The sequence below is a fragment of the uncultured Streptococcus sp. genome (assembly GCF_963545685.1).
Lineage (GTDB): Bacteria > Bacillota > Bacilli > Lactobacillales > Streptococcaceae > Streptococcus.
Map to the genome: position 1 here is coordinate 1 of NZ_CAUUKN010000091.1, position 3853 is coordinate 3853.

At 38.1% G+C, this 3853-nt stretch carries 2 protein-coding genes; both read right to left on the reverse strand.

The annotated features are described in order from the left end of the window. Positions 1-1556: oligoendopeptidase F (gene pepF, locus RWZ99_RS09100; protein WP_314678268.1), on the reverse strand; the 1556-nt coding region annotated here is incomplete at its 3' end. Positions 1557-1566: 10 nt separating this feature from the next. Then, complete coding sequence (locus RWZ99_RS09105) at positions 1567-2526, reverse strand: competence protein CoiA family protein (protein ID WP_314678270.1); 960 nt, start codon at positions 2524-2526, stop codon at positions 1567-1569. Positions 2527-3853 lie beyond the last annotated feature (1327 nt).

Consider the following 3853-nt stretch of genomic DNA (forward strand, 5'->3'; position numbering starts at 1 on the left):
ACATAGTAATTCATGTAGAAATGCGGAATACGTTCCCACTCAAACTGAATTTCGTAGTTATCTTCGGCTTTAAGGTTGTAGTATTTCTCATTGAGCTCTGCATAAAGCTTATTCATGAAGTCCGCTGTCAAGATTTGACCAGATGCATCAGCTTCATGGATAGCATGCTCGAACTCAGCAAATTGCGTTTGACGGAAGACAGTTCCCTTAAAACCATCTAAATAGTGGTTAAGGATAGCAAAACGTGTCTTGTCATCTTTAACTTCTTTAAGAAGTGTTTCTGTCAAGATATTTTCATTAGTTGTAGACGCAATTTCAGCCAAGAAGATTGGGTAATCTCCATAAACATATGGTTGTGTCTGACGTGTGAAAGTTGAATGCAAACTGTGGCCAGTTTCGTGAACCAAGGTAAAGAGATTGTCCAAAGTGTCTTGCCAGTTCAAAAGCATGAAAGCATTGGTATCATAGGCACCACCCGAGTAGGCACCTGAACGTTTCCCTTTGTTAGGGTGAACATCAATCCAACGTTCCGTAAAGGCTGCATGAACCCCTTTACTGTACTCTTCACCAAAGATAGCCAAGACTTCCTCTGCTTTCTTGAGGGATTCTTCATAAGTAAGAGCAGTCTCTGTCTCAGAAAGTGGTGTATAAACATCATACATCTTAAGCTCATCAAGTCCCAAGACCTTCTTACGCAAATCAAGGTAACGGTGCAAAAGTGGCAAATGCTTATTCACTGATTCTAAGAGAGAGTCGTAAACACTTTCTGGAATAAAGTTAGCCGCAAGTGCTGCATGACGTGCCGAATTATAGTGACGAACTTTAGCCTGATAATTATGAACCTTGACAACGCCTTGGAGTGTTTGTGCATAGGTATGTTGGAACTGCTCATAAGTTCCATACATAGCTTCATAGGCTCCCTTACGGACTTCGCGGTCCTTAGATTCCATGAGGGTGATAAAGTTACCATGTGTCAATTCAACCACGTCTCCTTGACCATCTGATACCCATGGGAAGAGAATGTCAGCATTATCCAAGACGTTGAAAGTATCCGTTGGACCGTTGAAAATATCACCAGCTGCTGCCAAGAGTTCTTCTGCTTCTTGAGAAAGAACGTGGTCCTTGTTTGCCAAAAGGCGTTCGAAATAGTGATCATAAAGGCCAAGACCAGGTTCTTGTTCTTTGAAGGATGCTAATTTTTCATCATCCAAAGCCATAAATTCAGGCTCAAAGTAGGCAAAGGCTTCACTCAATTGTGAGTAAAGGTTTGAAGCTTTGGCTTGGTACTCTTGGTAAAGACCTACAGTTGTGTCTTGGTCATTTTTCATTGACGCATACACATAGATTTTCTCCAAACGACGCATAAGGCTCATATAAAGTTCTGTTGCTTCAAGCAAATTCTTAGCAGAATCCAAAAGATGACCTGCATAAGCACTAGCCTTCTTCAAATCCTGAACAGTGCTTTCATATTCAGTCTCCCAATCAGCGTCTGTCGCAAAAATGGTCGTCAAATCCCAAGTATATTTTTCTTCTAAATGAGTACGATTATCTGACATAATATTCTCCTTAATTGTGTCTATTAATTATTATTTTAGCATAAAAGGTGGGAGGGTAGAGAGTTTGTTGATAAGAAAAATGCCTTTTTCGATAATATTGCATAAAAAGCTTTTCAAAACCATCAACAGCTAATCTAATTTGGGCAAATCCTTGCTTAGATTCAGGAAATCTCACTTGTGGGAAAAAATCCTGATCAGACAGACTTAACAAATTCATCCCCTTAAGATAAGCCGTCTCCTGCCTTCTCATCCATCTTGGATTTTTCCCCATTAATTCTCGTTGAATCACATGTGAGACTTTCTTTCGCTGAGTCACTTGATAAGTCTCCACCCTCTCTGCTTGATAGGGAAAACGTAAAATCGTCATGAGATTCTCTGTTAAAGGCCAGGTCTTAGTTAAGTAATAAACTCTCCCAAAAATATCCTCATAGATAAGATATTTAAGTCTAATCTCTTCTCTCTTCCAATCAAGTTCCCAAAGGTGAAATCCTATTTTAACAGTAAAATAGAGAAAATCCCTCTGTAGACCCGTTAAACGCTGCCCCAACCATAGGTCCTCACCCAAAAGCCAACGAACTTCATAGCCTACTTGCTGATAGGCGCGTGTGCGTTCTCTTAAACGTTTCTGTGATAAACGAGAACACTGTACTTCCAGGGCTAAGGAATCTCCAACAAATAAATCTGCAATTTGACCTAACTCAGGCAGAACCTTTTCAATACAAACTCTTTCACCATGATTAACCAAGGACTTATATAATACCGCCTTAAGGGATAGATGCTGGGCTGATTCATTTTCCGAGAAGAACTGACAATCTTGCAAAGACTTATGAGCAAAATGCGGACACATTACCTGACCCTGCCTCAATAAGACTCTACCTTGACAGCCGGGACAACGGTAATTTTCCTCGCGATTTAACTCAGTTTCAAGTGCTGAAACCAATTTCCCTTCCGGATTTTTTGCAATTAACATGACCCCTCCTTCATGCACTCTCTTAATTATTCGCAAAAGAATTCAAAAAATAAAAAAACATCTAGAATTCTCTAGATGCGCCCCCATTCAAACTGAAACTTGCTCCCTGCTGTATGGAAACATAGGTTTTATAGGTGTATTGCTTACCTTGGGATACAAGTGCCGCTCAGTCCATTTGATCTCTTTTCAACAATCTCGATTTCTAGAGGAAAATCCCCCATTTTCCCTGAAACCGGGACCTTGAAAACAGTTTCTATTCCAAACGACCTTTAAAAATAGTCAATGTGGCATAGACAGATGCTCTCACAAACATCTCGTCAAATTCCGTTTCTGAAACACCATCCCAATATGCTTCTTACCTTTTTGTTCCTGAATCTCAATAAGAACTTAATCCCTCGAGCTCACCTTGAGATAAAACAAATTTTTGGACTTCCCTAAAATGACAAGTCTTTATTTACTAACATTGAACCACCATTTCCCTAGATGCAGTTCAATACCAACAAACACAAAAACGTGTTGGTCCAAAATGGTTTCTAGCAAAGAGTATCTTATGATTGATAGTCAGTCAATCTAAAAAGCTTTCCCTCTAGCTTTTGTGCAAAACGTCATATTGCTTACAAGATACTATTTCCTAGAAGAGTATTGGCTAAAATAGCCACTCTCAAAACATAATACCACCTATCAAGAAAAGGTTTAGTCCACCTTCTGATAGATCTATTCGCAGGTACTGCTTTATTTTCTTTCTCTCTCCATTTAGAGAAGTAGTCTCTACCGATTCTGCTGTTTTTGAATCTGCTGTTTGCTCTACACGGATTAAAAATACCGCTAGCTCCCGCTACGATGATGCTGATGTTTTAAATCGATTAATCTGATTTGTTTGCTGTTTAAATCTTCTCTTTTTAAATCATCACAATGAAACATTGGAATTTGATAACCTAGAATTCCAGACTCTAGGCTAATTTTTTGGCTAGGGAGTCACCCTACCAAAAACAAACTCTTCCTAACAATTTCTATTATACTGTATTATAATTTTTTGTCAATTAATTTATTTCATATTTTTTGAAAATAATAATTAGGTACTAAATTTTAAAATAGAAAAAACCTCAAAAAGATTATATTATAGGCTTTTATGGCTGTTTTGAAAAATTAGAAAATAGATTTCTTTTCTTCTGGTTCGGTCCACTTAAATAACCTTAATGCAAATTATCAGAATTTTTTATTTTTTGTTTTTTGTTTTTATGGCTAGCTTGATTTTTCCGAACCAAAAAAAGCCGGCTCTATAATTTCTGTAGTGGGTAAAACCACCGTAGAGATTATAGAGCTTTTT